22 protein-coding genes and 1 pseudogene are annotated in these 24,231 nt (G+C 35.4%); 12 read left to right on the top strand and 11 right to left on the bottom strand.

The genetic code is table 11. From position 1 onward, the window contains the following. Positions 1–5: 5 nt before the first annotated feature. The gene (locus MKZ25_RS19415) at positions 6–179 is read right to left on the bottom strand and encodes a hypothetical protein (protein ID WP_340770616.1); all 174 of its coding nucleotides are present in this window, start codon (positions 177–179) and stop codon (positions 6–8) included. A 329-nt stretch (positions 180–508) separates the two neighbouring features. Next, positions 509–1,174: a hypothetical protein gene (locus MKZ25_RS19410; RefSeq protein WP_340733564.1), complete on the bottom strand. Its 666-nt coding sequence runs from the start codon at positions 1,172–1,174 to the stop codon at positions 509–511. 125 nt (positions 1,175–1,299) lie between these two features. On the opposite strand from MKZ25_RS19410, the gene MKZ25_RS19405 reads away from it, so the two are divergent. The 4 genes and pseudogenes from MKZ25_RS19405 to MKZ25_RS19390 all read left to right on the top strand — a co-directional run. Beyond that, positions 1,300–1,728 (top strand): helix-turn-helix domain-containing protein, encoded by a 429-nt coding sequence (locus tag MKZ25_RS19405; protein WP_340733562.1) that lies wholly within the window; start codon positions 1,300–1,302, stop codon positions 1,726–1,728. Between the two features lie 353 nt (positions 1,729–2,081). Continuing rightward, positions 2,082–3,080 carry a hypothetical protein gene (locus tag MKZ25_RS19400; RefSeq protein ID WP_340802909.1) on the top strand — a complete coding sequence of 333 codons (999 nt, stop codon included), beginning with the start codon at positions 2,082–2,084 and terminating at the stop codon, positions 3,078–3,080. Positions 3,081–3,965: 885 nt separating this feature from the next. Then, on the top strand, positions 3,966–4,769 hold the full coding sequence (locus MKZ25_RS19395; RefSeq protein ID WP_340770605.1) for a lincosamide nucleotidyltransferase Lnu(B): 804 nt from the start codon (positions 3,966–3,968) through the stop codon (positions 4,767–4,769). Between the two features lie 243 nt (positions 4,770–5,012). Beyond that, positions 5,013–5,087: pseudogene (locus MKZ25_RS19390) on the top strand (Fic family protein); the annotation flags it as partial. A gap of 85 nt (positions 5,088–5,172) precedes the next feature. Here MKZ25_RS19390 and hepT read toward each other — a convergent pair. The 7 genes from hepT to MKZ25_RS19355 form a co-directional block, all read right to left on the bottom strand. After that, on the bottom strand, positions 5,173–5,580 hold the full coding sequence (hepT, locus tag MKZ25_RS19385) for a type VII toxin-antitoxin system HepT family RNase toxin (RefSeq protein ID WP_340803051.1): 408 nt from the start codon (positions 5,578–5,580) through the stop codon (positions 5,173–5,175). Beyond that, positions 5,573–5,983, bottom strand: a complete 411-nt coding sequence (gene mntA, locus MKZ25_RS19380; RefSeq protein WP_340802908.1) for a type VII toxin-antitoxin system MntA family adenylyltransferase antitoxin — start codon at positions 5,981–5,983, stop codon at positions 5,573–5,575. The genes hepT and mntA overlap by 8 nt, the downstream gene beginning before the upstream one ends. Positions 5,984–6,254: 271 nt before the next feature. Then, positions 6,255–7,601, bottom strand: coding sequence for an MFS transporter (locus MKZ25_RS19375; RefSeq protein WP_340802907.1), 1,347 nt, complete (start codon positions 7,599–7,601; stop codon positions 6,255–6,257). Between the two features lie 194 nt (positions 7,602–7,795). Then, complete coding sequence (locus tag MKZ25_RS19370) at positions 7,796–9,196, bottom strand: VWA domain-containing protein (RefSeq protein WP_340802906.1); 1,401 nt, start codon at positions 9,194–9,196, stop codon at positions 7,796–7,798. A gap of 389 nt (positions 9,197–9,585) precedes the next feature. Then, entirely contained in the window at positions 9,586–10,050 is a 465-nt protein-coding gene (locus tag MKZ25_RS19365; RefSeq protein WP_340802904.1) for a hypothetical protein, read from the bottom strand. A 115-nt stretch (positions 10,051–10,165) separates the two neighbouring features. Further along, positions 10,166–11,101 carry a sensor histidine kinase gene (locus MKZ25_RS19360; protein WP_340802903.1) on the bottom strand — a complete coding sequence of 312 codons (936 nt, stop codon included), beginning with the start codon at positions 11,099–11,101 and terminating at the stop codon, positions 10,166–10,168. Between the two features lie 9 nt (positions 11,102–11,110). Continuing rightward, positions 11,111–11,809 (bottom strand): LytR/AlgR family response regulator transcription factor, encoded by a 699-nt coding sequence (locus MKZ25_RS19355; RefSeq protein WP_340802902.1) that lies wholly within the window; start codon positions 11,807–11,809, stop codon positions 11,111–11,113. A gap of 162 nt (positions 11,810–11,971) precedes the next feature. Between MKZ25_RS19355 and MKZ25_RS19350 the strand changes: the two genes are divergently transcribed. From MKZ25_RS19350 to MKZ25_RS19325, 6 genes are all read left to right on the top strand, one after another. Beyond that, positions 11,972–12,721 carry an ATP-binding cassette domain-containing protein gene (locus MKZ25_RS19350; protein WP_340802901.1) on the top strand — a complete coding sequence of 250 codons (750 nt, stop codon included), beginning with the start codon at positions 11,972–11,974 and terminating at the stop codon, positions 12,719–12,721. Continuing rightward, positions 12,714–13,865, top strand: coding sequence for an ABC transporter permease (locus MKZ25_RS19345; protein ID WP_340802900.1), 1,152 nt, complete (start codon positions 12,714–12,716; stop codon positions 13,863–13,865). Before MKZ25_RS19350 ends, MKZ25_RS19345 begins: the two co-directional genes overlap by 8 nt. Before the next feature lie 393 nt (positions 13,866–14,258). Beyond that, positions 14,259–15,671: a PD-(D/E)XK nuclease family protein gene (locus MKZ25_RS19340; protein WP_340802899.1), complete on the top strand. Its 1,413-nt coding sequence runs from the start codon at positions 14,259–14,261 to the stop codon at positions 15,669–15,671. 289 nt (positions 15,672–15,960) lie between these two features. Further along, entirely contained in the window at positions 15,961–17,757 is a 1,797-nt protein-coding gene (locus MKZ25_RS19335; protein WP_340802898.1) for a sulfatase-like hydrolase/transferase, read from the top strand. 718 nt (positions 17,758–18,475) lie between these two features. Next, a complete protein-coding gene (locus MKZ25_RS19330) occupies positions 18,476–18,778 on the top strand; it encodes a DUF4212 domain-containing protein (RefSeq protein ID WP_340802897.1) in 303 nt (100 codons plus the stop codon). A 16-nt stretch (positions 18,779–18,794) separates the two neighbouring features. Beyond that, the gene (locus tag MKZ25_RS19325) at positions 18,795–20,462 is read left to right on the top strand and encodes a sodium:solute symporter family protein (RefSeq protein WP_340802896.1); all 1,668 of its coding nucleotides are present in this window, start codon (positions 18,795–18,797) and stop codon (positions 20,460–20,462) included. A 93-nt stretch (positions 20,463–20,555) separates the two neighbouring features. Here MKZ25_RS19325 and MKZ25_RS19320 read toward each other — a convergent pair whose 3' ends face one another. Next, positions 20,556–21,704 (bottom strand): YhgE/Pip domain-containing protein, encoded by a 1,149-nt coding sequence (locus tag MKZ25_RS19320; RefSeq protein WP_340802895.1) that lies wholly within the window; start codon positions 21,702–21,704, stop codon positions 20,556–20,558. A 130-nt stretch (positions 21,705–21,834) separates the two neighbouring features. Here MKZ25_RS19320 and MKZ25_RS19315 point away from each other — a divergent pair, with 130 nt between their 5' ends. Then, positions 21,835–22,425, top strand: a complete 591-nt coding sequence (locus MKZ25_RS19315) for a TetR/AcrR family transcriptional regulator (protein ID WP_340802894.1) — start codon at positions 21,835–21,837, stop codon at positions 22,423–22,425. A gap of 47 nt (positions 22,426–22,472) precedes the next feature. Here the strand turns inward: MKZ25_RS19315 and MKZ25_RS19310 are convergent, their stop codons facing one another. After that, on the bottom strand, positions 22,473–23,126 hold the full coding sequence (locus MKZ25_RS19310) for a TVP38/TMEM64 family protein (protein WP_340802893.1): 654 nt from the start codon (positions 23,124–23,126) through the stop codon (positions 22,473–22,475). Between the two features lie 228 nt (positions 23,127–23,354). Between MKZ25_RS19310 and MKZ25_RS19305 the strand changes: the two genes are divergently transcribed. Next, complete coding sequence (locus MKZ25_RS19305; RefSeq protein WP_340802892.1) at positions 23,355–24,098, top strand: DUF4230 domain-containing protein; 744 nt, start codon at positions 23,355–23,357, stop codon at positions 24,096–24,098. The last annotated feature ends 133 nt before the right edge of the window (positions 24,099–24,231 follow it).

The following is a 24,231-nucleotide window of genomic DNA, read 5'->3' as shown; positions in this document are numbered from 1 at the left end:
ATATATCACGCTCCTAATTGATCTTGTTTATGTTGTTCGCAAAGGTTTTTTTCATATTTAAGGATCATTTCTGAGAGGGTATTTAAAAAATGGCGAGCATGGTACTTTTCAAGATCGGTACCAATTAGTAATTGTTTTTCGATTTCTTCGTGGAAGTTTAGAGAAGGGGATTGTTTCATAAGAGGTCATCCTTTCGTGGAATTTATTGAGGAAGGCTAACGAAGAAAAAGCTTCAATAGCCTATGTAAGGGGGAAGGCACAAAAAACTGGCTTATTTAGAAACACATGTATTAAAATGCGCAGTTAGCCAAAAATGGGCGCAAAAATCCCAGTGAGCTATCAAGCATTTTAAGTAAAAACATGTATCTAAATAAACCAGTTAAAATATACAAAAACCATAAAAAAATCATATGTTAAATGTCTATATGCAATTTTATAATTGTAATTTTAAAAAAATTTTTTCATTTGTCAATAGAAAAACTGTCCGAGAAATGTCTATGCATTAGAATTAAAGTTTAGTCTGGAGTTCTATACTTTGAATGCTTTCGATAGGCATAGAGATGGTTATGTCACTTATATCACCAATATCCAGGTCAATACTCGGGTCATTAATAGGTGAGTTTATTAAAAGTCTATATTCAGATTGAAAATCATACTCTCTTGGTTTACGAAAAGCTCCCCATTCGCCATTAACCTCATTAACATCGACATATTCAACAAGACCTCGGCTATAACCTATACCTAATTGCTTGTTGAGAGCAGATTCAAATCTATTAAGAAATTCTTTAAAATCCGTTATATATACAGCGGTGTCACCAAAAGTTTGAACTTTAGGATCGATTAAAAATGTTCTATTGGATGTTAAAAATGATTCTACAATTTCTTCTGTAAGCGCATATAAGCAAAAAATAGGATTCTTGGAAGATGAATTTTTATAAGTACGTATTGGTCCCACTAAGTCATTGCTATCTAACTCATAATTTCCAATAACTATTTTGTTTTGTGCTGGCGAAAGAACCATATGAGCGCCCTCATATTTATCTCCGCGCTTTGCATTATCATGTTTTTTTTCAAAGTCTTGAAACTGTTTAAGTTGCTTAAAATGTATTTTTCCTTTTTGAAATTCATCCATCCACTTTCGATTTCCGAATTTGATAATAGCATGAATATACATAAAACATCTCCTAATTTATATGTTTCATTTCTATTTAGAAGTTATAAAAAACTTTAATCTAATTAAAATATAAAAACACAAATATTGGAATACCAGATCGGTATATGTTAGGGGGAATCAAAGATATGAAAGCGGTAAAAGTATTTGATGAAGCATTTGCGGAGAAATTGAAACGTTTGCGTAAAGCACGTGGCATGACGTTGCAACAATTGAGCGCGGCGACAGGAATTAGCCCCTCGTATATTTCACGCTTGGAGCGCAGCGAAAAGCAGTGTCCGTCTTTTCCAATTTTGATGGAGCTGTCGCGCGCGCTCAAGGTAGATTTAATGACCTTGGCAGAAGGGTTAGCTGAGCAGGAGGGAGTCTTGGATCTTTACTCATTAATGTTTAAGTCGCCGTTACGAGTGGCAGATAAGATTTTGACGAGAGAAGAAACAATGATGGTATTGAACATGATAGAAAGGATAGTTGAATTTGAATGGAGCAGAGAATCGCAGTGGCATGAACTTTCTGAGTTAGGTAATGCAATTAATAAGTTGAAGAATTTAAAATGACTTCTATGCCGAGGACGGTATGTTCTCGGTCTTTTTTGTATTGAACAGTGTCCGACATTAGAAGGGCTTTTCAAATAATAAATTGTATGTATAATGTCTTTTGAAAACCTCTAAATTCCCACAATCATAATTTATCCCTTTCATTTTTATTCTCATATATATTTGTTCGTTGAAAATGGCATATTGATTTGGCGCGACAAGCTTCATTATTAGCGGTGCTTTGTGTCCTCGTGCGCACGTTCTCGTGAAGAATAAATATATTTGAATTGGGAAAAAAATAAACTCCTAAATACTATGAAATCACAGAGTTAGATAAACCTAATTACATACTAATAGATTAGGAGTGATCACATATGATTCATACTTTTTTAATGAAGTTTCCAATTACTGATGAAGATGTAAACGTAGCGCAAATTAAATTTGGAACGGATTACAAACATTTAAATCAATATTTCCAAAAGGTATACGGTGAATACTTTAATTTTGCGTTAGTCCCTCAAATCACAAAAGGACATGGGAGATGGTATTTATCATTGTTTGTTGATGCGGTGGCGCTGTTACAAAAATCTGACATAACTGAAACGGATTACAGGGAGATCAAGTTAAATATACTTGAGTGCTTAATACTGTTGTTTAATCACGCAACGCATTACGATTCTCACATACTCGCGAGATTAGACTACCGATTCGATGTAACAATTGAAAATAAACAATTGCGCAAGTTATATTTCCATTTAATTAAGAAACATGTTGAAAAATACCGTCATCAAATAAAGTGTACAGGTAAGAAAAATGCTTCAGGTGAATTCGAAGACTTTAATACGACGGTTTATCATAATTCGCAATCGGTAGTAACAACTGCGTATGATAAAGAAGCTGAAAGGTTTGCAAAGCGCTGTAAACTTCAACCTTATGAAAAAGACGTAATACGTTTTGAAGTAAGGCTTCTTTATAATCACTTATACTATAAGGCAAGTAAGAGATGTAAAACCCCTATTCCAATGAAATTGGAAAGCTACTTCAAAGAAAGTGTTTACTATTCTTACTTGAAATCCTATCTTTTAAGTATTTATCCTCAAGGAGATTATTATAAATATGCATATGCCGAAAAGTGGATCGGCTACGCGCCACTAAAAGCTACTGATAAAGCGCTTCTTAAAGAATTCCTTAAAAAGTCCGCCTATAAAAGTTTATCGACAGCAAAACGTTCCTACTCAAAATACGTTTATAATAAAATGCTAAATTATTTAGGCGACTTAAATATAAACCCTATCACGATTCCAAAGAACTATCCTCAAGCTCCACGTCACTTTAAAAACCCATTGAATGACTTATACACGAAGTTTAAATAACAACTGCTATTTGGTTGAAATATGCGATTCTGTTCCAAATGAAATCGGAAATCTATTCGCGGTTAAACTTGTATGCGAATTATATTGTGACTGTATTATTCGTAATAATATATTTATGTATTGATTTAAAGTAGATGTGCGAATAGAACTGTAATTAGATAAGCAATTACTGTTTGAATATAATCGTAAAGTTATTCATGAATATATTTGCCAGTGAGTTGTATTGCAATTGTATTCATAATCGCAATATGTTTGCGCATCTATTTCAAATTAGATTAGTGATTATAATTGTTATTCGATTAGACATTTGCATATATTTGTATTCACAAACTGTGAGAAGTAAAAAAAATATTAGTTGAACAAATTGTGTGAGAATTGAAATTCGTTTAGAAGGCAACAGTATAGAAATTGAAAGGAACAATATAATGAGAAGTTTAATCAAAATCGGTTAGTAAAGAATGTTGATAGCGACTTCGATGAATTCATAAAGAAAAATCGATTAAAATAAGTTAAAGAGGAACCCACTTAAACTATAGGGGCAATAGAGTTTAAGTATATTTCTTCACAGTTTGTAGTTTTGATTGTTAGCTACTATAACTTGAATTCTTAATTTAGAGATGTTAAAATTGTTATACTATAAATGAAAGGAATGATGGGTGGACAATGAAGAACTAACCTAATTTTTCAGAATTTGAAATAGCATATTTCAGATTAAAAAATTTAGGATTAGTCTGCCCATTTTTCTATATACTATATTACTTTAATGCTAAATAGCTAAATGGCTTTATTTGAGTATGGTAAAAATGCTATTTGACTAATCCTTCCAAAATCATTTGGGAGGATTTTTTATTCTCCCTAAACTAAATTAAGAAAGAGGAGATTAAATTGTTAAAACAAAAAGAACTAATAGCAAGGGTTAAGAAACTGGTCGAGTTAGATAAAAACATATCTGCTTGTATGATGTATGGCTCTTTTACAAAAGGAGAGGGCGATCAATACTCTGATATAGAATTTTATGTTTTCCTAAAAGATGACACGGTTTCCACTTTTGATTCAGCAAAATGGCTATATGAAGTCGCTCCATACTCATTACTCTACCAAAATGAGTACGGTACGGAAGTAGTGATTTTTGAAAATCTAATACGTGGTGAATTTCATTTCCTTTCTGAAAGGGAAATGAATATCATTCCTTCGTTCAAAGAAACGGGTTTCTTTCCTGATACAAAATCTATGTTCATTTATGATGAAACAGGACAATTAGAGCAGTATTTATCAGGATTAGGCGGTTCAGGGCCAAAAAGACTGACAGAAGAAAACGTTAATTTTTTATTGAATAATTTTTCTAACCTATGGTTGATGGGGATTAATGTTCTCAAAAGAGGAGAATACGCTCGTTCGTTGGAACTTCTATCACAATTCCAAAAAAGCATTCTGCAACTCATTCGAATAGTGGAAGAAAACGCTGATAACTGGCTCAATATGACTAAAAATCTTGAAAAGGAAATTAGTTCTGAAAGCTATGAAAAGTTTAGAAAGACTACTGCTCGATTAGAGAAATCAGAACTACACGAAGCGTACAAAAATTCCTTACTCTTCATTATAGAACTGTATAAACTTCTTGAAAGACGATATCAACTAACTGTTAGCAATGATTTTTTCGAAAAACTGTTACATTATATGAATGAATAGAAAAAGTCCTTATTGTACTAACAGTGATTCTTTATATAGAAGAAAACAAACAACGAGCTTGTGGTTGCAAGCTCGTTTAGTTTGTGTTTTGCCTCTTAAATTGTCACGGTGAACCGTATCATAAATGAATGCGATTATTAATTAAGTCATAGAAACAGATAATTTTAAGTTTCTATGGCTTATTTTATATGGATATGTGATTAAAGCAAATAGCGTCAGTACTAGGGATTTTTATTTAGATGAGAATGGACATACAACTCAAATGCTATTGAAGGTAATACACTAACAATTAACGAAACAAAATTTGTGTTAGAAGATTTAAGTGGAATCTAAAATCTATATATTACAAAAACCCCCACCTAATAAAAGTAGAAATTTCTACTTTCGTAGGGTGGAATTATGTTTATGCTTCAATTTGTAGAATAATTTTAGTGAAAGTTTTAAAATCACCAATATGCTTTTCTAAAATGGCTTCTAAAATCTCAATGTCTAACGCTTGATAGTCATGTACCGCAATATTTCTAAAACCAACCATGTTCATTAATGTTTTAGCTAATGATGAATCAATTACATCAGCTTCCTCTAACAGCTTAAAGCCTTCCCGACTAGCTTTAGGAACACCTAGTTTACGTTCGCTTACAATGTGCATTGCTAAATCAATACTTGCTTCACAGGCACGTTGAATATTTAAAATAATGCTATCTTGTTTAGTAAAGTCTTTTAAATTTTCAGGATTGCCCTCGTACACTTCATGAATTCGATTTACACAGCGTTCAATTGTAGTAGTTTTATTTAAGATTACATCATTCATCTCCAAAAACACTTCCTCTTTCTTTAATACTTTCAATCAAACTAGAACGTTGCTCACTTAGTGTCGCATACATGCTATAGGCCCGCATTTTTTGTCGTGTTAATTCATTTTCGTCTTGGATATAAATAGGCATGCCTTGCGAGAAAATTTGCATTGTAAAGACAGTGTCAATTTGTTTAAGATCGACTAAATCTACTTCTCGTCCAGCAATTTCAGCTAATTCGTTAGCTAGTAAAAAACGTTCATAAGATGATAACTGCTCTTTGCTAAAAAAAGCTAAATCAATGTCGCTATCAACTCGATTTGTACCTTTAGAGAATGAGCCAAATAATAAGATAAAATCCACATTTATTTTGGTTTGAATTGTTTCGATTAGCTGCTTTTCAATATTTTTTTCAAGCATGTTATCACCGCCTTATCTTTATTATAAACGTTGGTGAAAAAAACCGCACTTATACTTATTACGGTGAACCGTATCATAAGTAAGTGCGGTTTTTGAAACAGGCACATTCGCTTCATGCGATTGTGCCTGTTTTTCTACTAAAATGGTCGTAACTAAGTAAGTACTTTAATTGACAACTGTTTCAAAAAATTTATCTCTATTTGCCGAAAAATATAAACCGGGAGCAATGATTGATGTAGAATTAATATAACTTTTGTTTAATTAATCATTTCTATTCTGATGTATTTTGTTTTTGGTCTAATTGATGACTAAAGAAAGTTAGCAGACTTGCACAGACGGCAATTATCCCACCGACCCAAGCTACATTCATTAAATTTCCTTGATGGTACACAATTCCACCTAAGGCAGAACCAAAAGCGATGCCCACGTTGCTTGCCACTGGCATTAATGAAGCTGCGAGTCCTGTTGCTTTTGGCTGATAAATTCCTGCAAGGTCAATTAAATATAGCTGAGTAGATGTTGTTAAAAGGATAGCCATTAACGACATTAATCCAATATTTATTAATCCTAAAACAAAATGATTGGTAGTCCAAAATAAACTCGTCAGAACAACTGCTTGCACGAGAAAAACAAACCGAAGGCGACCGATTGCATTTTGGCTAGCAATTTTACCAGCGAGGATGTTGCTGAAAATCGAAATAAATCCATAACTAAATAAGATTATACTAATTGACTTATTTGGTGCTCCCATTTCTTTCAAGATTGGTACAAGGTATGTAAAGACTGCATATGTTGCGCCAAACCCGAGTGCAGGAATGAAAAAAGCCATCAATATACGAGGATTGGTCAATAAAGAAAACTGATCACGTATCGAACTGCGTACTTGGCTGAGTTTATGAGGTAAGACAAAAAAGGATGCCAAAAACGCCAATCCTCCTAGGAAAGTGGTTAACATGAAAGTGGCATTCCAGCCATAATCTTCGGCAATAACAATACCAATTGGCACTCCAACGACATTTGCAAGTGTGAAACCACCGAAAACGAATGAAATAGCAAGTCCGCGTTTATTAATCGGGATGGTTTCACTTGCTACAATCATGGCTAGAGAGATTAAAACTCCTGTTACAATCGCTGTCATAATCCGTAGTGTAAGGAGCATGATATAGCCCGTCGAAATTATGCACAAAGCATTTAGAATGATGAAAGATGCCATTAAAAACAACATCCATTTACGCTTTGGTAAATGACTTGTGACTGACATTACCAGTGGTGTAGCGATGGCAAACGTAATTGCAAACGCAGAAACGAGTGTACCGGTTTTTGCATTAGTCATATTAAGACTTGAAGAAATATCTGTTAAGATTCCGACAATAACAAATTCACTTGTCCCAAGAACAAATGTTAATAAAGAAAGTGTTAAAATTAGCAACCAATGTTGCTTTGATAATTTTGTGGAGTGCATAAATACCTCTTTCTTAGATGAATGTAAATGTGTGACATAGTAATTCACAACCTTAACATCATACCAAGAATATGTTTTCCTGAAAAACCCTATCTTAGTCAAGTAGAGGATAATGGATTTCCAAATTGATAAGGATGAAGAGTTAGCAAAGACCATTAAAAAAGCGCACTTAGGAAAGCCATGGTGGACCGTATCATAAGTAAGTACGGTTATTTCGTAGCGATCCCAACATCTATTATAGAATCTGAATAAAAGTAGAAAAGCCATCCAAACAGAAAATACCTAATTGGATGGCTTTTTGTATAAATTAACAGTAATGCATATTTGAATGCCTAACACTCATTGTAAACTTATTCCCCGTCTGGACGGGATTCTTCAATCAGCTGGTCCATGCCTTCAATTCCTTCTTCTTTGATCTGCTTGAGTTCCTCATAAAAATTCTTGCCGGCTTCCTGACCTTGCTTAAAGTTGGCAGTAGCCAGATCCTTTAGGGCTCTCAATTGGTCATAGGTAATCATTTCTTCGTCAAAAAGTATATCGATTGCAACATATTCAGAAGTCACTTGAGCTCTTACGTTATTCATCCAGTCGACGCTGAATTCATTAATGTCATTTGTAGCATGAACGTCTCTCCAGTTTTTATCATTTATCGCTCCAACGCTCCACTGCTTCCATTTTTGAAGAATTTCTTCGGTACGTTCGAATTCGTTTCGAAGACCTTCTGCGTTTTGAACGTTAGTGTACGTTCCATTCGCTTCTTTTGCGACTTCCTTTAGCTGTTGCTGTGCCTTGGAGTCTGCATTAAAGCCAATGACATTAATGATGGGGGAGATGTTGCTTCCGGCAAAGCTTTTCGCTGCTGAGACAGGATCTCCATCACATGTTTCAATGCCATCACTCACTAGGTAGATGAGGTTGGTGTTAGTCTCCCCATCTAAGCCTTCAAAACTTTTTGCTGCAGATTCGAGTGCACCGGCAATAGGTGTCCAGCCAGCAGGCTCAAACTGATTCATTGCTTGTTGGAAAGCAGCTTCATCATATGGGCCTCGCTCATAGACTTCTTCAATGGCACCACACGACATCGCCTTATCAGAGCTATTACCTGTTCCTTTATGTCCGTAAACTCGAAGTGAAACATTGGCCTCTTCCGGAGCAGAAGCAAGGAAGTTCTGAATCTCTCGCTTCGCTTGAGCCATCCGTGTCTCACCACCTGCATCCGCGCGCATGGAACCACTGGCATCCAAAATGATTTCGAGATTATAATTCTCTTTGAATTTATAACGGGGGTCTGCTACAGGCATCCCTTCCATATCAAACTGTGCCGCATCCAATACACTGGATGGGTCAGGGAGGCTGATTCTCGTTATATTATAAATATAGCGGTAGTAGAGTTCCAGTTCTTCCTGAGTAGCGTTCTCCGGTAGTGGGGATACATCCCCAAATAATTTTAGGAAGTTTGCATGGGCTTCTTCCGAATTCCCTATAGTTTCGTTGTTTAAGAGTCCCGCACCTTGTTGAACATAATCTTGCGGTACTATAGGAATCTCTGGAAGATCCATCTCTTCCAGTTCAGCAAGGATACTTTCGTCTTCACTTGCCACTTCCAGCGTTTCTGGCGTTTCCTCATCCTCAGTTACTACGTTTTCTGTAGAAGGGCTTGTCTCTGTCTTTGTTTCTTCGTCCTCCTGACAGCCAGTAAGGAAAATAGTTGCTGCGATGGCCATGGCCAAGGGTCCTAATCTTATTTTCATGTTGCTCTCTCCCTTCGTGAGTATGTTGAAAGTTTCTGATGATATTTAAATTATACGGTATCCGAAGTAAATGGTTTCATTTTTTTATTAGTATAGGGAGATTGTGTTATGAAAAAACTTCTAAATGAAATGGACAAGAATTGAAAGGTTAGCTTTGCTTTAATTATGTTTCATCAACAACATGAGCGGTGATCATTGCCTAGCAAACAAAAATGGAATTGTAAATCAGAAGCCGAATGATAATATTATAAATAGATATCATTGATAAGACGTTTACTATAAGAACTACTAAAGCAAGGCTGAACTGCATCTCTAATTGGGTTTAGTTCATGTTTTATAGTGGTTCTTCGTTTCTTTATTTTTTCAAAAGAGCCTGGCAATGGGAGCCTTCACTCAAATGATCTACCATTATGTATAAAGTCATAAAACTGCGCAAATTCCTTTTCTGACACTTGGCGGCCTAATGTTATTTTATTGAAGAATGCCTGCTCTTCCATAATAAGATAGCCATCCTCATAAAATGTAAAGTTAATGGAAGAGCTTTTTTCGCTATTATATAAGCGGATTTTTAGTATCTCGTCGTCACGAAAAACGGGCTCATTTAATTCAACATCTTGCCCCCGTGTGACGTTAATCAACATTAATTGTTTATATATCTCATTCATTTGCTCTCTATCTGCTGTCCTGTACATATTGTCCTGTTGGTAGTCCATAACGAGCAGCCCGGTCATATCACTTGGCCCCAGCAACGAAATATCCACATCCCGTGCTAATGGTTTTGGTGCCAATGTTATGTAAAAACCGATTGCGATGATAATCAGAGAAAGTAAAATAAACCAAATTCTTTTTTTCATATTCCTTGTTCCTTCCGTTACTATTGTTCCTCGCCATTTAATTACGGGTATACACTGTAGCTATAATAATCTGCATCTCGTGAGCCAGTTTTAAGATGTAGCTTATTAAAGTCTTTTATGAAACGACATTAGGGATTTTACACGTAATTGTAAAAGTTTGTTTCTCTGCTATAAATTCTAAATATCCGCCATGCTGTTCTACAATTTGCCGAATAATTGAAGTACCTAAACCATTATGATTCGGCTTTGTTGTAACACCAGTTTTGGCAAACAATTGGTCAGCAATTTCCTTCGGTAAGGGGATCGTATTGTTTGAACAAGTTAATATATAGAGACCGCTTTTTTTGCGAAGGCTTAATTCAATAAAAGCCTGTTTGTTATACTTCGTTTGCCATTCAATGCTTGCATCCATCGCATTTTCTAATATATTGCCTATTAGCCGAACGATTTCATCTGATGGTAGTGATAAGTTTGATACAGGTATTTCAAGCAAATAATTAATAGCAATATTATGGCTTCGTGCCTTTTCGTAATTTGTATATAATACTGCTGCTACTGCCCCCTGCTCTCCCTTTATCGACAAGTTCGTCTGTTCATATCGCTTTACTAACCCATGCATATAGGTTTTCGCTTCCTCAACTTGATCTTTTTCCAGTAAATAAGCAATTGCTGATACATGCTTTAAGTAATCGTGACGTTCTTTACGTACCTCTTGAAATGTACGATTAAATTCTGCTAGCTTTTCATTTACTTCTAACTGTACTGTGGAAGTCTTAAATAGAGCTTTCTGCTTTTGTGAACTATAAATAACGACAAGCAATGCGCCAAAAAGCAAGAGCAGATTTTGTACACTCTTTCCATTTAATACATAGACCCCATACATACATAAATGAATTATTACACTCCAATCAAGCTTTAACGTAAATCTTTTCATTGCTGCTACGGCTAAAATGATGCTGATGGGAATGCTTATGTAGAAGGAAAGATAGCCTACTGTTGCAAGGGCAAAATGGGTACAACAAATGATGGAAAAATATAGATTATGCTTCATATTGCCACCTCAAAAGTAATTTTTCTGTATAGTATCTAAGTTTTCTTTTGTAATAACTGCTTTTTCTTCAATTCCTTCAAAGGATACCAAATAGGAATTTTTCGCGTATAACGAAAAATTTAATATGTATTGAATATTGATAATAAATGAGCGATGAGCTCTTATAAACAAACGGTCCCTTAGCTCTCCCTCTAATTCATTTAAAGTTTGATACGTTTTTACAGGACCATTTTTTGTGAAAATCGTTGTAGCACGTCCTGAACGTTCAATAAATATGATGTCCTTTTTTTGTACGATATGAATATCAGATTTTTGCTTAATAAAAATCCGGCCCGATAACTCGGCTTTTTGTTGCTTCGCTAACAGTCTTTCAACAGAAGATACAAGTCTTTCTTTCGTATAGGGCTTCATTATGTAATCATGTACGTTCAATTCAAAAGCATGAACAGCGTACCCACTATTGCCTGTTACAAAGATAACCATAATTTGTAGGGCATGTGTATGAATAATATCAGCTAATTCGTAACCCGATAATTCGGGCATTTCTATATCCGCAATAAGTAAATCAATCGATTGCTTTTTTATTTCCTCATAGGCTTGCTGAGCACTTGTAGTAGCAAAAACAATATTTATTTCTTCGATTGGCTCTATAATTGCTTTTAGTTTATCTAAATCAATCGCTCGGTCATCTACTAATCCTACTCTCATGTTATACACCTCGTAATAAATATACACTATACGTAATATTTTGACAGTTCTGCAATTCATTCTCCCTTTTCACGACATAATAAGGCATTTTTGCGACAACATCGCAGACACCTCTTGTATTTATTTGTACGATAAACACATCAAATAAACGAGGTGACGGAAATGATTGAAATTACAGCAGTAACAAAACAATTTCAAAATAAGAAACAATATATAACGGCCTTAAAGCAAGTCTCCTTACAAGTTCATGAGGGTGAGGTACTTGGGCTCCTAGGTGAAAACGGTGCTGGGAAAACAACCTTGCTACGAACAATCGCTACTCTAATTGAACCGTCTTCAGGTAGCGTTGAAGTAGCAGGTTTTCATACCGTAAAGCAATCTGATGAAGTGAAAAAACGAATCGGCGTACTGTTTGGTAGTGAGACAGGACTTTATGAGCGACTGACAACACGTGAAAACTTAGAATATTTTGGTTCACTTTATGGCTTAGGAAAGCATGAAACAAAAGTACGTATTGAAAAATTAGCGAAAATGTTTGGCATGCGAGACTATTTAGATCGTAAAATTGGCGGGTTTTCAAAAGGGATGCGTCAAAAAGTGGCTATTGCAAGAACATTATTGCATGATCCAGATATTGTACTCTTTGATGAACCAACGACAGGGCTAGATATTACATCATCTAATACTTTCCGTCAGCTTGTGCACCAATTGAAACGTGAAGGGAAAACCATTATTTTCTCCAGTCATATTGTAGAGGAAGTAACGATGCTATGTGACCGAGTAGCAATGATTCATAAAGGCGAACTTGTCTATGATGGCACACTTGAACAGCTTTATGCTGAAGAGGGCTCAAGCGATTTAAACTATATTTTCATGAGTAAATTAGTACGTGGAGGGAATGAAGATGCTTAATATATTCAAAAAAGAGTTAAAGGATACATTTCGAGATCAACGCACACTACTTTTAACTGTGCTTTTACCATTAGTTTTAATGTCAGCATTAGTATTTTTCTATGAAAAACTGATGTCACCGGACGAGGATCTCCAGCTTCATGTCGTAACAGAAAATGAGCAGCTAGAATTTGTAGAAGGTTTACTGGATGGAAAAGAGAATTTAGAGCTTCGTGCTGTTGATGATGTAGAAGCTACTATTCAAGAAGGTGAAGCAGTGGCTGGGCTTGTTCTTACGGGAGACTTTGAACAGCAAATCGCTGCTGGAAATGCGCCGGTAGTTCAAATTTTAGGCGATGAATATAGTGAAAACAGCTATATTGCCATGTCAGCAATCGAAATGGCATTAACACAATACAGTCAGGCAATTGTTTCAGAACGTTTAGGACAACAAAATATAGAAACGGCTATTTTAACACCTTTTTCAGTGAATAAAATACAAGTGATTGAAGGTGATCAATCCGTACAAATGATGAGCTTCCTTATCCCAATGATGCTTGTTATTGCAGTAGGTATAGGTATTTCATCTTCATCAGCAGATTTTATAGCAGGGGAGAAAGAACGCCGTACGATGGAAGCTTTATTAATGACTCCTGTTAATCGCAGTTCATTTTTATTAGGCAAATGGTTAACACTTGTAATTCTTGCTACTGTTACAGGTATTTTAACGTTAGGAATTGTATTTATTGAAATCTACTTCTTTACAGAACAGTTAAAAGCGGGCTTAACAATGGAAGGAAACGTCTGGTTAATTGGTACGGTCGCTCTTTTAATTATTATTAGTTTCGCTGCATTAATGGCTTCAGCGTTATTGCTGACAAGTATTTTTGGTAAGACGGTAAAAGAAGCACAAAGCTACGGAACACCCATTATTATGGTTGGAATTTTACCAGCTTTATTCATCACAAGCGTCGGGCTAAATGAACTAACTACTACACATTTTTTAGTACCAATTTTAAATGTGTTTGCAGCTTTTAAAGAATTATTTGTTGGAATCATAGATATCGAGCACGTGTTTCTTACACTTGGAGTTAACATAGTGTTAGCATTAGTAATCCTGGCAGTAGGACGTATTTTATTTGCAAAAGATAAATGGGTGTTGTAATAAAATAAATAATAGCAAATCCCTTGTGGTTACATGCAAGGGATTTATTTTTTATTTATTACAGCTATTCTACTTTTTGTTTTAGATGATTCGATTGAAGATTAAACCGCACTTAGCCATATTACGAAGAACCGTCTCATAAGTAAGTGCTTTTTTAAAAAGAATCACCTAGAACATTAATTATCCATCACAGGGTTACTTAAATTTCAAGAATGTAATGTTAACTTTTTTATTTATATATTTGGTTAGTACACTAGCAGTAGATATAGTAAACTTACTCCATAGTGAAGTCCCTTTTTCGAATTGTATGTAGTAACTTCATTTCATTAGAAAAGAGCTTTTTTTATAGGTATATTTTCTATTAACTTCAAAATTAGCAGGAGGAAATATGTGATGAAATCCCTTAAACGGATGCTTTATGAACTAACAATGGATAAAGATTTTGTTGCGTTAAAAATTTTAATTGATCGGCCAAATGTTTTCCATGTTGCAGGGGCAACTCATCTTGAAACATGGCATTCAAGATTTTTATCGTGGCTTTTAAATCCGACAGAGAGACATATGTTAGGCTATTATCCTTTTCAGAGATTTTTAATGATTGTGGCAGAGTCGGCGGATGAAAATATTGATGATATTACTGATATTGCTATGCTAAATGTAAATCAATTCCGAAATCCTGAGGTAATCCCGGAAAAGGATATAAATAAACTAAATATATATGAAGTAGAGGAAGAATTGGAGAGAAATGATGAAAAAGGAAGGCTGGATGTCTTTTTCAAAGTAAATTATATTGATGAAAAAGAGAAAACGAATGAGCAAAAATTAATCCTTGCTGTAGAACAAAAGGTATATGCAAGAGTGGATGTAAATCAATGTAATAAATACTTAAGGAAATTTGAGGAAACTTTTAAAGATGATAAATTTTTACTTGTTGCACTAATCCCGAAAAGCCAAATGAAAGAATCAAATGAAGCAACTTTTGGCAGTTCCAAATGGATCGGAATCGATTACCAGCAACTGGTGGACTTCGTTCTAATGCCTTGTTTGTCTAATCCGGACCTCAATATATATGCCAAACCTATTATTCAACAATATGTGGACGCGTTGCGGATGCCATATAAAAATAAACGCGAAAAACTCGCTACTATAGAAGAAGAGAGAATTTTGGTTCGTTCAATATACGACCGATTTGAAGATGTTATTAAAGCAATTACAAATATATCAAACGAAGATGATAGTGAAGAAAGAGATTATGTAAAGATGGTTGTAACAGAAACATACGGTGATGTGTTCAGAACCATACGCTGGGTCCTGGATGAAGAAAATGATGTAGATGAGTTATGGAACTTCTCTCCACTATTCCAAAGAACTATCTACAAAAGATGGAATGAGTTAACCATTATCATTAATCATGAAGGAAATGAAAAAGTCATAACAGGTGAAAATGTACCGCAAATGTGGATCAAGACATTACAATGGATTGAGGAACAAGGTCTTCCATTAAGAGAACTCGTTGATGAAGGTGTTATTCTTGGAAGCGGTGATAGGGGAAAACGTTATGCAATAGCAATGCAGCCAGTGCATTTGGATAGAAGAAGATTTACTACCATTCGTGAGTACCAATCGACTTTAACTGGTGAAATCTATTACATAGAAGCAAAAATTAACTCTAAAAGTGCTATGCAAACCATTGCTAAATTATTGAAAAAGCTCAATATCGAGGCTAAAACACCGCTCTTAGAGAACAATGCGATAGAGGACAATACAATAATTAATAGAACTATTAATGATGATAATTATAAATAATATTAGTATAGTAACTTTGAAGTTGTTTCACCTCTTAAGTTTGCAGTTCTGAAAGCATTGAGGTTGGTGTTTACAATAAAGTAGGATAGGAAAAGTGAGGTAGGCCGCATTCAAATAGAATTTCTCTTTTTTTAAGATGGAACAGATAGGTCATGATCAGATGACTTATCTGTTCTTTTTTTCTAAGATTGATTATAAAATTTCAAGTTCTAATCCTAATGTAAATCGTAATTTTTGACCTGTGAACATAAGATGTTTTAATTATTAATGTTTGCAAGGGGGAGAACATTTGGAATTGCAGAAAGAGGAGAATATACAGGAAACAAAACCAAATATCCTAATCTTTATAGTGGATGAACAAAGGTTTCCGACAGTTTACGAAAATAAGGAACTGAAAAAATGGCGTAAAGAAAACTTAAAGACACAGGAATTATTACGAGAAAATGGAATGGAGTTTTTAAACCATTATGTCGGAAGCACAGCTTGTTCACCGAGTAGAGCAACACTGTATACGGGACAATATCCATCATTACATGGACTAACTAAAACAACAGGAGCTGCTGCTTCTTCATTTGAACCGGATGTATTTTGGCTAGATCCCAATACAGTTCCAACTTTTGGGGACTATTTTCGTGCGGCAGGCTACCGTACATTTTGGAAGGGAAAATGGCATGTGAGCCCTCAGGATATTTTAATTCCTGGAACCCAAAATGCATTGCCTAGTTACGACTCAAATACAGGTATTCCTGACCGAAAACTTGAAAACTTTTACTTGGAATCTGATCGTCTAAACGAATTTGGCTTTTCCGGCTGGCTTGGTCCAGAACCTCATGGATCAAATCCCCGTAATTCTGCTTCATCTGCTGCAATTGGAACAAGTGGGCGTGATGAAGTATATTCAAGAGAAGTAGTAGATTTACTTCATTCACTTGAAGCGGATCGTGTTAATCAAAGTCAGCCTTGGCTGATAGTATCTTCATTTTTAAATCCACATGATATTACGTTGTTCGGGGAGACAACTGAATACCATCCGTTATTCAACTTTGAAGTAGACCCTTCTGTACCTTTTATTCCACCTGCGCCTACATCGGATGAATTATTGCACACAAAGCCAACTGCACAACAAAGCTACAAAGAGACCTATCATAAAGCCTTCCAGCCAACAAGAGACAGTCTTTTTTATCGTCAGCTTTATTTCTCCCTTCATAAAAAAGTCGATCAAGAAATGGAGAAAGTATACAATAAATTAAAATCCAGCAAATTTTACGATAATACAATTATTATTTTTACTTCAGACCATGGAGATTTATTAGGTGCTCACGGCGGATTATTTCAAAAGTGGTATAACGCATACGAAGAAGCGACGCATGTGCCATTTATTGTTCATAGTCCAAAATTGTTTTCAAATAGGCAAACTACGGATATGCTGACTAGTCATGTAGATATCCTGCCAACTCTGTTAGGATTGGCTAAAATTGATGCAAAGAAAATTCAGCAGGAGTTAAGAGGAAATCATACTGAAGTGCATCAACCTGTAGGAAGAGATTTAACGCCGCTTCTACATGGGGAAGCGGCTTTCCTAAGGGTAAATGAACCGATTTATTTTATGACAGATGATGATGTAACGAGAGGACTATCTCAGGTTAGTATTACTGGTCAGCCGTATAATTCTGTTACCCAGCCAAATCATATTGAATCAGTCATTGCTTATCTTCCAACTGGCCAAAATAGGGAAAGGGAGCGCTGGAAATTTTCCAGATACTTTGATAATCCGCAATTTTGGAGTAACCCCGGAGTAGAAGATCAAGTAACGGAAATCCAGAGTCAAACGCCAATTAATGAAGAAGTGACTGTTTCTATGTCAAAAATAGTAACCAAAACAGTTCCTGTGCCCGAACAATATGAGCTGTATAACCTTACTAAGGATCCTCTTGAAAGAAAAAATCTTGCAAATCCTATACACGCAAATATTGTAACAAAATTGATCCAATCATTAATGATGAATCTCCTGGAAGAACAACGTAAACAAAAAAGGCTTACACCAACGAACGGTACTGCTTCATGTATGGAAAATAGCGAGGATTAATAAAAAGTCCCGTTATTTATTGGTTTGAAAAAAATGACATGAAAAAGCTTGGAGGAGATTAGCTATTAATTTCTTCTAAGCTTTTTAGTTTTAAATTGGTTTGCTACCAACTGTAAAATTGTTTCTGCAACAAAAAAAGGCAGCATCTCACTAGGAGATGCTGCGGTAGAATTCTTTGTTCCTGAAGAACTCTAATGGGTTTGGCACCCAATAATGCTGACTTAACGATCTTAAATTAACATTTTCGGTGTCAAAATTATTTGGTCATTTACTACTATTCCAATATAACACAGTAATGTGTGAAACCTTTAATAATTATGTATTCTGTGTTTAGTCGCGATAGTATTAATAAATCCCACCTAGAACGTTGATTTACCATCGTACTAGGTGTTTTTAATTTTAATGCTTGTCTGTTTTAGTTATCCCTACTCAAATGATTTTTTTATTCTGTAGTCGTTTTATCCTGGACATTTTTAACATACATTAAAAAAAAAACTTGGAGACATAGGGGGAATTAGTTGCTACCGTTCATCATTCTTTTCTCCATTTGCTGTCTTGCTTATGGACTAATTAAAAAACGTTTCATCGCTCTCACCTTTCCTGTAATAGGACTTATTATTTTAATGGTTGTTAAGGTGATTTTAGTACCACTTCCTTTAAAGGAAACAATTCTTTTTATTTTTGATTTACGATAAAAATTTGAAGAAAGAAGGTCTGGATGAAAAAAATCGACAAAAAAGTTGCTGATGCCTATTTCCGTGAGAAAAATACGTACATGGCCGTTTATTTTGCTATCTGGTTTTTAGTGTCTTACGTTATGGTAGCGCTTGCAGACTCATTAACCGATGTTCAGTTTTTGGGATTCCCGTTCCACTATTTTATGGGGGCAATTGGAGCCTTGCTTACTTTCATTATATTACTCTTTGTAAATGCAATTGTTGGGGACAAAATTGATAAAAAGTATGGGATTAGTGAAGCACGAAATGAAGAAATAGGCGCAAACAATATGATTAATCACTAATGGAGGGAGGTAATTCATGGATACTCAATTTATAGTTTCAATGTTAATTATACTGGCTACATTTGCTTTATATATTTGGATTGCCGTTTATAATACTGCTAAACAAACATCGGACTTCTATGTTGCCGGTCGTGGTGTGCCACCGATATTTAATGGTATGGCCATTGGGGCAGACTGGATGAGTGCAGCATCCTTTATCGGGATGGCTGGTACGATCATGTTACTTGGCTATGACGGGTTGGCTTATATTATGGGATGGACTGGCGGTTATTTATTTTTAACGATATTACTTGCGCCTCAGTTACGTAAATTTGGCCGCTATACCGTGCCTGAATTTATAGGAGACCGTTTTAATAGTAAAGCAGCACTAATAATAGCAGCTCTATGTACAATTATTATAAGCTTCACGTATTCAATCGGTCAGCTATCGGGTTCTGGTGTAGTAATCGGACGTCTCTTTGAAATTGATGCGAAAATAGGAACAATGATCGGCGTTGTGCTTATTGCATTTTATGCCGCATTTGGTGGTATGAAAGGTATTACTTGGACTCAAGTAGCACAATACATCATTTTAATTATCGCCTATTTAGTACCTGTTATTTTTATGTCCTTCCATTTGACTAGTAATCCGTTACCATGGATTTCCTATGGTGAAATTTTAACGAAAATGGGTGAACTCGACCGGGAGCTCGGTATTTCGGAGTATTTTGCACCTTTCACCAACGGAACTAAGTGGCAGTTTTTAGCTCTTATGTTTACACTCATGTGTGGTACAGCTGGACTTCCGCATGTAATTGTACGTTTTTATACAGTAGGTACAATGAAGGCGGCTCGTTGGTCAGGTGCATGGGCATTAGTGTTTATCGGGCTATTATATTTTAGTGCACCAGCTTATGCAGCTTTTGCGCGCTTTATTTTAATGACGGAAGTTGCTGGTAATAAAATTGCTGAACTACCGGCTTGGACGCAATCATGGATTGATACAGGGAAATTAGGGATAGCCGATACGAATGGTGACGGTATTCTTCAATGGCTTGAACTGCAGATTGCCAACGATATTGTCGTAATGGCTACACCTGAAATCGCAAACCTGGGTGTATTTGTTATTGGACTTGTGGCAGCAGGCGCAATGGCAGCTGCCTTATCTACAGCTGGTGGTTTAATGATTTCTATTTCCTCATCATTTGCACACGATATTTATTATCGCATCATCAATCCACAAGCATCTGAACAAAAACGCCTGTTAATAGGTCGTATTTCAATTGTTGTTGCAACACTATTAGCTGGAATTATTGCATTAAACCCACCTGGTGCCATTACTCAAATTGTTGCATGGGCATTTGCGCTTGCAACAGGTACCTTCTTCCCGGCACTCGTTTTAGGTGTATGGTGGAAACGTGCGAATGCAAAAGGAACAATAGCGGGAATGCTTGTCGGTTTAGCGGTAACACTTATTTATATCTTTAGCGCGAAGTATGGTGGCTTTACGATATTAGGCATTATTGATACTGGTGCTGGTATTTTCGGAGCAATTGCTGCCTTCGCTACTAATATTATTGTTTCGCTTTCAACACGGGCTCCTTCACAAGAACTTCAAGATGCAGTTATTAACCTGCGTTATCCGGAACAAATGGTTTATAAAGACGGTGAAGTTTATTTAAATGACGGATCATCGAAAGAATAAAAAATTGAGAGTACAGTTTAATGTTTAAAGAAATTAGTTAATAAATAAAAAACGTTATTTTGCACAGAATGCAAAATAACGTTTTTTAGTATGCTAGTTTTGTTGTTCTTTAACTTTTACCGGTTTGAAAATAGACAGTAAGAAAATAACTGAACCTGCAATACCAATTCCTAAAATTGTGTTGAAGGAAGCACCTGTGTAGAATCCGCTGCCGAAGTAGAAAATTTCCCGTAAACCTTCAGAGGCAAAGCGAATTGGTACCCAAGGACGAATGAAGTTTACGAAGAAACTTGGAAGCATTTCCTGTGGTGTCATAAGAACACCCATACCTAAAAGCATGACAACCATGAATAATGTAATAGCTGGTTTGCCAATCCATGCTGTAATAGCTGATACTAATAAATAGAAACAGAATGCCGCAAATGATACAAAGAAAGCAACCAGGAAGTAGTTTGGCATATTAATCCCTGCGATTTGTGCAAGTGTTGCAACAGTGAAACCTGAAAATAGGGCAATAATAATACCGAATAAAACTTGCCCGCCAATTAGGCCTAATGTTTGTTTACGTGTTAACAGCTCTTTCTTAAAGATGCTCGATGATGCTAAAAATACGATAAAACCACCAATTAGTGCACCTACCCATGCCGGTACTGCCAATAAAGTTGGGGCACTGCCGTTTGCAGTAGAAGCTGTAATAGGATTGTATATTTTTTCTTCAGCAACAATTGGATTTACTAAAACAGCGGCTTGCGTTGCATCAATTTGTTCCGTACCAAGCTGTGCTAAAAAGTTTGCCGAATATTGGTCATTCACTCCAGAAACAAAGCTGTTTAAAGCAGTTTTTGCAAAGTTTGCGCCTGTCATATTAAAGCCTTGGTTAATAAATATTTGCAGTTTGGCAGCTTCATTATTTGTAAGTGCATTTTGTAATGTGTCATTGTAGCCTTCAGGAATGACAAGTGCTGCGTAATACTTTTTATCTGCAAAAAGCGACTCAATATTTTCTTCTTTCTCATTTGTAAATGACATAACCGGTTCCGCACCGTCTACCCCTCCACTCATTTGCTCAACAGCTTCGAGAACAGCCTCAACGTGTTGGCCCTCATCATTAACAATAAGAGCAACCGGCAGATTTCTCACTTGCGGATTTCCTTGTGCGAATAAGTTTACCGAAAATAGTGCAATAATCAATATAACAGCAATAGGAGCAGCCCATGCTAATTTTTGTTTAAATAATCTCATCTGAATTTCATCCTTTCTCAAATTTCAACATGTTGTTTATTATTACGCTTTTATTTTATAATTTAAGGAGAAATCAAAGCAATCAACAAAATAAACAGATTGTTCAATTTTGATGGAAGAGGGTGTTTTTTTGAGCGTTTATACCGAAAAAAATCGACGTACAAAAGAGCTTATTCAAAAATCATTTATGGAGATGCTGGAAAAGAAAACTTTCGATTCAATTACAGTAGGAGATATTGCGAAAACAGCCAAGATTAATCGGGGAACGTTTTATTTACACTTTATCGATAAGTTTGATTTGCTGGATCAGATTGAATTACAATTATTTGAAGAGTTAGGGAATCATATTGATGAATTGCAATCGAACTATTCATCTACACATACGTTTGAAAAAGGACAGGAACAATTAGCATCCTCATTATTTAATTCGATAAAAATGCAGGCACCACTTTTAAAAATCTTTTTAAGTGAACATGGTAGAGCGGGTTTTCATCTACGGTTTAGAGCAGCCTTTTCAGAAAAGGTGCGTGTAAATCTGGAGGGGAATGAACGCTTCACCGCAAATTTAAATGTCCCGATGGAATACTTTTTAGCCTTTATCACATCTGCTTTTTTAGGATTAATTGAACAATGGGTTCAAAATAATTTAGACAAGACTCCTGAAGAAATGACGGCATTATATATTAATATTATCTCCTTTATTCAAAGGAAGAATACTTAGGCTGTTGCCTCATTAACACAAAAAAGAAGGTGCAATACCTTCTTTTTTTAAATACTGCTTGTACGCTGCTTTTTAATGAATCGGACCGCAATGATAATGGCGGCAATTGCAATAAGCACATAAAACAGTTGTCTATATTGCTGGGAGACAGAGAAAATTCCATATGAAACAGAGGCTAATACAAGTCCGTAAATCATGTTGCCAATTGTAGTAGCTGAGATAAAATACGATATTTTCATTTTGCTTAAACCGGATACGATGTTAATTAAATTCGTAGGAAGGAATGGCAAAATACGCCCTGAAAGAACAAATAGAAAGCCGTTTTGATTAATTTGCTGCTCATATTTTTTTAGTTTATCTGAAGTGAATAAATTTGCGAAAAAAAAGCGGATGGAAAGGAAAATTGATGTACTACCAATAACACTGCTGAATGTACTAAATAAATAACCGCGCCAAAATCCAAACAAAGCAATATTAATCGTGATGACTAAAATTAACGGGATAAATGTAAATAAGTTTTGCAGGAACATTAATAACATCATTACTAAAATAACGATAGTTAGATTGTTATGGGCAAGCTCTAAAATAAGCTGGGGTGACAGGTCGGATACAGAAATACCGCTTTTGTAAATTGCAAAGAATAAACCTGTTAAAGTTGCTGCAAATAGAGACCCTCGTATAAACAACGATTGTTTTTTCATTTTGTAACCTCTCTTAATATAATTCCATTCGATAGTTTAAATGTATTTAATAAAAATTGCTATTAACAAGATTTGAAAAATATGAAAAAGGATGACACGTTCCCCGATTTATCTTGTAATCACCTTTTTAATACTAACAAAGGTATATAATTTGATATGATATTCAAGTATAAATATGGTAATTATAATTTAATTTTCCTCAACAACATAAAGGGAGGGGGCGACATCATGAATAAAAAAGATGAAGCATTAACACAAATTGAACAAGTATTGCAGGAATTGAAAAAGAGTGAGGCAGAAAGTGCTGCCACTGCGGTAATAGGACAGCGCAGTGGAAACGCCAATATTTCCGGAGCAATATTTAAGGTTATATTTAAATTTTGGGGATTTAAAATTTTATTAATTGCATTGCTTCTTATTCTTTTCACATTCGCGGGTACTTGGTTATTATTCGGTAATACATTTAAAAAAGAAAGTACAGTATTTGTAGAACAGGTCCAGGAATTGGCAACACTTGCAACGGCTGAAGCCCATATGAAAGTAATTATTGAGCAAGAGGATAATAAACTTTTTGGAAACGATATTTCGGTTAATTTCCCAGGTACCAAAAGAGAGTTACTATTAATAGTCCCTGCCACAGTCATTGCAGGCGTCAATCTTAAAGAAGTAACATCGAATGATATTAAAATCAATGAAGATGACAAAGAGTTAGAAATCGCCCTGCCCCGAGCAACACTTATACAGGATCCCGCTATTCAGATGGAAGATGTCAAAACTTTTTCAGATGAAGGACTATTCCGTGGGGAAGTGAAATGGGATGAAGGATTTGATCTGGCAGCGGAAGCACAGAAAAAAATTAAAGATGAGGCCATTGAAATAGGTTTATTGGAATCGGCAGAAAAAAGTGCCGAGAAAGTTCTCGCAGGGTTTTTCCGAAATCTTGGGTATACTGTGAAGGTAACATTTAAATAAATTTGAATTTACCGCAAATATAAGAAAAGGTAAATTTTTCTGCATCAAACAGTCTAATTACTATACTTAGGCTGTTTTTTTATGTAATTGAGTACAGAATAATTCGAATAATCCGCGAATTGTTTCTGTAATT

It is taken from the genome of Solibacillus sp. FSL W7-1464 (genome assembly GCF_038004425.1).
Classification (GTDB): Bacteria; Bacillota; Bacilli; order Bacillales_A; family Planococcaceae; genus Solibacillus.
The sequence above is the reverse complement of the archived record's forward strand: the minus strand, read 5'-3'. Positions and strand labels throughout refer to the sequence as shown.

Coding starts and splice junctions, on each gene's coding strand:
- MKZ25_RS19415 (WP_340770616.1), bottom strand. CDS start 179: ATGAAACAATCCCCTTCTCTAAACTTCCACGAAGAAATCGAAAAACAA.
- MKZ25_RS19410 (WP_340733564.1), bottom strand. CDS start 1,174: ATGTATATTCATGCTATTATCAAATTCGGAAATCGAAAGTGGATGGAT.
- MKZ25_RS19405 (WP_340733562.1), top strand. CDS start 1,300: ATGAAAGCGGTAAAAGTATTTGATGAAGCATTTGCGGAGAAATTGAAA.
- MKZ25_RS19400 (WP_340802909.1), top strand. CDS start 2,082: ATGATTCATACTTTTTTAATGAAGTTTCCAATTACTGATGAAGATGTA.
- hepT (WP_340803051.1), bottom strand. CDS start 5,580: ATGAATGATGTAATCTTAAATAAAACTACTACAATTGAACGCTGTGTA.
- mntA (WP_340802908.1), bottom strand. CDS start 5,983: ATGCTTGAAAAAAATATTGAAAAGCAGCTAATCGAAACAATTCAAACC.
- MKZ25_RS19375 (WP_340802907.1), bottom strand. CDS start 7,601: ATGGTCTTTGCTAACTCTTCATCCTTATCAATTTGGAAATCCATTATC.
- MKZ25_RS19370 (WP_340802906.1), bottom strand. CDS start 9,196: ATGAAAATAAGATTAGGACCCTTGGCCATGGCCATCGCAGCAACTATT.
- MKZ25_RS19365 (WP_340802904.1), bottom strand. CDS start 10,050: ATGAAAAAAAGAATTTGGTTTATTTTACTTTCTCTGATTATCATCGCA.
- MKZ25_RS19360 (WP_340802903.1), bottom strand. CDS start 11,101: ATGAAGCATAATCTATATTTTTCCATCATTTGTTGTACCCATTTTGCC.
- MKZ25_RS19355 (WP_340802902.1), bottom strand. CDS start 11,809: ATGAGAGTAGGATTAGTAGATGACCGAGCGATTGATTTAGATAAACTA.
- MKZ25_RS19350 (WP_340802901.1), top strand. CDS start 11,972: ATGATTGAAATTACAGCAGTAACAAAACAATTTCAAAATAAGAAACAA.
- MKZ25_RS19345 (WP_340802900.1), top strand. CDS start 12,714: ATGCTTAATATATTCAAAAAAGAGTTAAAGGATACATTTCGAGATCAA.
- MKZ25_RS19340 (WP_340802899.1), top strand. CDS start 14,259: ATGAAATCCCTTAAACGGATGCTTTATGAACTAACAATGGATAAAGAT.
- MKZ25_RS19330 (WP_340802897.1), top strand. CDS start 18,476: ATGAAAAAAATCGACAAAAAAGTTGCTGATGCCTATTTCCGTGAGAAA.
- MKZ25_RS19325 (WP_340802896.1), top strand. CDS start 18,795: ATGGATACTCAATTTATAGTTTCAATGTTAATTATACTGGCTACATTT.
- MKZ25_RS19320 (WP_340802895.1), bottom strand. CDS start 21,704: ATGAGATTATTTAAACAAAAATTAGCATGGGCTGCTCCTATTGCTGTT.
- MKZ25_RS19310 (WP_340802893.1), bottom strand. CDS start 23,126: ATGAAAAAACAATCGTTGTTTATACGAGGGTCTCTATTTGCAGCAACT.
- MKZ25_RS19305 (WP_340802892.1), top strand. CDS start 23,355: ATGAATAAAAAAGATGAAGCATTAACACAAATTGAACAAGTATTGCAG.